Source organism: Pseudoalteromonas sp. AWM4_233 (assembly GCF_056158285.1).
In genome coordinates this window covers 1-3,812 of the sequence record NZ_JBSWSZ010000032.1, presented here as the reverse complement: position 1 = coordinate 3,812, position 3,812 = coordinate 1, and the positions used below count along the sequence as shown (strand labels likewise).

The window sequence follows — 3,812 nt, the reverse complement described above, 5'->3', positions numbered from 1 at the left end:
AACGTCTCGGTTACCGTACGGAAGGTTCTCTCACGACTGCTGGAGCGCAACGGCATGGAAGTCATCACTGCCAAAGACGGCCTGGACGCGGTCGCACAACTGCAGGATCACAAACCGGACATCATCCTGCTGGATATCGAAATGCCGAGGATGGATGGTTTCGAGGTTGCCAGCTTCGTGCGCCACGACGACAGCCTGCGGGAAATTCCGATCTGCATGATCACCTCACGGACCGGCGAGAAACACCGAGAACGCGCGCTGGCTATTGGTGTGAACGAGTATCTCGGCAAGCCGTTCCAGGAAACCGAGTTGCTTGAGACTATTGAGCGGCTGACCGGACGTCAGTGATGGCCGGCCAGACTGGCCGGCCAAGGGTCGGGATCGTCTCGGATGTGGTTCTGCAGCGACACCGACTGCAGGCCGCGACATCAAAGTTCGGTCTGGAGGTGCGTTTTTCCGGGGATCCCGAGCGTTTGCTGGGCTACCCGGAGTTCCCGGATGCCAGCCTCTGGCTGGTTACCCTCGAAGACGAGGCAGATCACCCGTTACTGTTCGATCACCTGCTTGAAAATACCGACGCACCGGTACTGTTCGGATTGGATGAAGCACCCAAGCCGGGAAGTACCGAGTATTTTCGCTGGGAACGACGTTTACTGGGCAAACTTGAGCAGCAACTGGGACACCTGGAAGAGCTGGACTCAGAAGCCACTCTGGCAGAACTGGAGCAGGAAACGCCGGCACCAGCACCATCGCCTGGACTGCCTCACTGGATAACGCCTGCCGTACCCGGTTCGGTGGCCGAGGAAGTCTGGATTCTGGGCGCTTCACTGGGAGGGCCGGCGGCGGTTAAGACATTTCTGGACCACCTGCCGCCGAACCTGCCCGTGGGTTTCATCTACGCCCAGCACATAGATGGGAACTTCACAGAGGTTCTTACGCGGGTACTGGGTCGCCACGCCCATTACCAGCTCAAGCGAGCCGAGGAAGGTTATCGGGTCAAGAATGGTGATGTGGTGCTGATGCCGGTGGAGCACGAATGGAAGCTGAAAGAGCACGGAGCCCTCACCGAAACCAGCAATGCCTGGCCGGGGCCCTATGGCCCTTCCATTGATCAGGTCCTGCTTAACGTCGCGGATCATTACGGCCAGCGCTGCCATGCTATTCTTTTTTCCCGGCATGGGTAATGATGGCGCTATTGCAGCGCCTTTACTGAAAGCCTACGGTAGCCGGATCTGGGTCCAGGAGAGCACAAGCTGCGGCAATAGCTCTATGCCCGAATCCGTCGCCGCCACCGGTTGCAGCGGTTTACTGTGGCACCCCGGAGCAGCTGGCACGGGAACTGGTAAAAACCATCGAAGAATCCTGCCTGCTCAAGAGCCGGCAGAAACGGGACTCCGCCTGAGGTAACACGCAATGAATGACAACAGCCAATCCCTCTCCTGCGTCATGATTCCCATGAGCGGACGGCAACTGTTGCTGCCCAACGTCTCGATTGCGGAAGTGGTCGACTATGCCAGCGCTGATGCCGGCGCGAACACGCCGGAATGGCTGGTTGGCTACCTTGACTGGCGGGGCCTGCAACTTCCGGTGATTTCATACGACGCGGCTAACGGCGGAGCCCTCACCGTTCCGGGCGATAATCGGGGCCGCATCGTGGTCCTTAATACCATCGGCGATCACCACAAGGAAGTCCCGTTTATGGCACTGGTTACCCAGGGCATTCCCAGCCAGGCCCGTTTGGCGGAAGACCAGGTCAGGAAGCTGGAGGGTGAACCGGGGCCGGCGGATCTGATGCAGGTCGAGGTTGAAGGTGAGCATGCCTGGATCCCGAATCTGGAATTTCTGGAATCCCTGGTTGTAAAGTCCCGACACTGACCCGTGCCACTGCCGGACATGGCAGACAGCCCTGCAAATGTTATAATGTTTCAAATTTTGCAGGATTGCGACCATGTCTGCCCGTGCTATTCCCTACCGGCCTCACAACCACGATGCCTGTGTCAGTCAGGCCCTGACTGACGCCCGGGACCATTTGCCAGCGGCAGAATGCCCGACTGACGCCCATCCGGGGAACGGGTTCTGGAGCTGATCTGGCAATCCCACAAGCCGCTGGGCGCCTACGACGTGCTGGCGGAGCTGTCGTCCGATGGTCATAACGCTGCGCCGCCCACCGTTTACCGCGCACTGGATTTCCTTCAGCAGCATGGGCTGGTGCACCGCATCGCGTCGCTCAACGCCTTTATCGGCTGTACCCACGCGGGTGAAAGCCACACCGGTATGTTTCTGATCTGTCGCGCCTGCGGCAATGTGCTCGAACTGACCGCTCCAGAGGTGTCAACAGAGGTTCGTAAAGCCGCATCCGGCGAAGGCTTCCGGCCCGAGACCACGACGCTTGAAATTGCCCGGCCTTCGCCCCCGATGCCAGTCGGAGCCCGGCCATGACTGATCCTCTGGTCAACCTGGAGAACCTCACTGTCCGGTTTGACGAACGCCCCGTGGTTGATCAGGTCAACCTGAAGATTCACCGTGGCGATATCATCACCATCATTGGTCCAAACGGGGCAGGCAAGACGACACTGATCAAGGCCGTACTCGGCATCCAGAAAGTGTCTGAGGGTCAGGTGTCCCTGAAAAAGAACCTGGTGATCGGGTACGTCCCGCAGCATCTGACGCTGGAGGCCACACTGCCTCTGAGCGTCAAGCGGTTCATGCTGCTCAGCGGCCAGTCCCTCGCGGAATGTGAGTCTGCCCTTGCCCGCACCGGCGTCGGACACCTGCTGCATGCCTCCGTGCACCACCTCTCCGGGGGAGAGAAGCAGAGGCTGTTGCTGGCCCGGGCCCTGGCCCGCAAACCGGACCTTCTGGTCCTTGATGAGCCCGCCCAGGGCGTCGACATCAATGGCCAGGCGTCATTGTATGATCTGATACGCCAGCTAAGGGATGACCTGAACTGCGGTGTTATCATGATCTCCCACGACCTGCACCTCGTCATGGCAGCAACCGACAAGGTTATCTGCCTGAACCAGCATGTCTGCTGCAGCGGTTATCCCGAGGACATCTCCCACGACCCGGCTTTCATCGAAACATTCGGTCGCCCCGTGGCAGAGTCCCTCGCGGTCTATCATCATCACCACAACCACAGCCACGATCTGCACGGGGATGTTGTCGAGGGCAGACACACGGAATGTGACCATGCCCATCATTGACGCAATTCTGGACGATTTCTTCTGGCGCGCCCTGATCGGCGGACTCGGCGTGGCCCTGGTAGCCGGGCCATTGGGCTGTTTCGTGGTCTGGCGACGAATGGCCTATTTTGGCGATACCCTGGCACACTCGGCCTTGCTCGGCATCGCCCTGGAGCTTCCTGATCAGCGTACCGCTGAACCTTGGTGTGATCATCACCTGTGTGGTGCTGGCCATGGCACTGGTACATCCTGTCACGGACCCGGACTCTGGCGACCGATACCCTGCTGGGCATACTGGCCCACAGCGCCCTGGCCATAGGGCTGGTAACCCTGAGCTTCATGCCGGATGTCCGCGTCGATCTGACTGGCCTTCTGTTCGGGGATCTGCTGGCCATGAGCCGTGAAGACCTGCTGTGGATCTACGGCGGCGCGGCACTGATCATTATCCTCCTTGCCGTGCTCTGGCAGGGGTTGCTGATGAGCACGATTCACGAAGAACTCGCCCGGGTGGAGGGTGTTGCCGATAGAGGCTCGCGGCTTCGCCTGGTTCTGATGCTGATGTTCTCACTGGTCATCGCGGGGTGCTGTGTAAGAGGTGAATCTAACCGTCGTTAACCTTAGCAATACGTA

General features: G+C 59.5%; 8 protein-coding genes. All 8 read left to right on the top strand.

Features of this window, described 5'->3' with window-relative positions; all coding sequences use genetic code 11:
* Window positions 1-348: response regulator (locus tag ACXAC4_RS19010; RefSeq protein ID WP_475164683.1), on the top strand; the 348-nt coding region annotated here is incomplete at its 5' end.
* The gene (locus tag ACXAC4_RS19005) at window positions 348-1,184 is read left to right on the top strand and encodes a chemotaxis protein CheB (RefSeq protein WP_475164680.1); all 837 of its coding nucleotides are present in this window, start codon (window positions 348-350) and stop codon (window positions 1,182-1,184) included. The genes ACXAC4_RS19010 and ACXAC4_RS19005, both read left to right, overlap by 1 nt.
* Window positions 1,078-1,407, top strand: a complete 330-nt coding sequence (locus ACXAC4_RS19000) for a chemotaxis protein CheB (protein ID WP_475164677.1) — start codon at window positions 1,078-1,080, stop codon at window positions 1,405-1,407. Before ACXAC4_RS19005 ends, ACXAC4_RS19000 begins: the two co-directional genes overlap by 107 nt.
* Before the next feature lie 6 nt (window positions 1,408-1,413).
* A complete protein-coding gene (locus ACXAC4_RS18995) occupies window positions 1,414-1,875 on the top strand; it encodes a chemotaxis protein CheW (RefSeq protein ID WP_008172769.1) in 462 nt (153 codons plus the stop codon).
* Window positions 1,876-2,076: 201 nt separating this feature from the next.
* Entirely contained in the window at window positions 2,077-2,439 is a 363-nt protein-coding gene (locus tag ACXAC4_RS18990; RefSeq protein ID WP_475164685.1) for a Fur family transcriptional regulator, read from the top strand.
* Window positions 2,436-3,203 (top strand): zinc ABC transporter ATP-binding protein ZnuC, encoded by a 768-nt coding sequence (gene znuC, locus ACXAC4_RS18985; RefSeq protein WP_008172767.1) that lies wholly within the window; start codon window positions 2,436-2,438, stop codon window positions 3,201-3,203. Before ACXAC4_RS18990 ends, znuC begins: the two co-directional genes overlap by 4 nt.
* The gene (locus ACXAC4_RS18980; protein ID WP_475164672.1) at window positions 3,157-3,501 is read left to right on the top strand and encodes a metal ABC transporter permease; all 345 of its coding nucleotides are present in this window, start codon (window positions 3,157-3,159) and stop codon (window positions 3,499-3,501) included. Before znuC ends, ACXAC4_RS18980 begins: the two co-directional genes overlap by 47 nt.
* Window positions 3,402-3,797 carry a metal ABC transporter permease gene (locus tag ACXAC4_RS18975; protein ID WP_475164669.1) on the top strand — a complete coding sequence of 132 codons (396 nt, stop codon included), beginning with the start codon at window positions 3,402-3,404 and terminating at the stop codon, window positions 3,795-3,797. The genes ACXAC4_RS18980 and ACXAC4_RS18975 overlap by 100 nt, the downstream gene beginning before the upstream one ends.
* Window positions 3,798-3,812 lie beyond the last annotated feature (15 nt).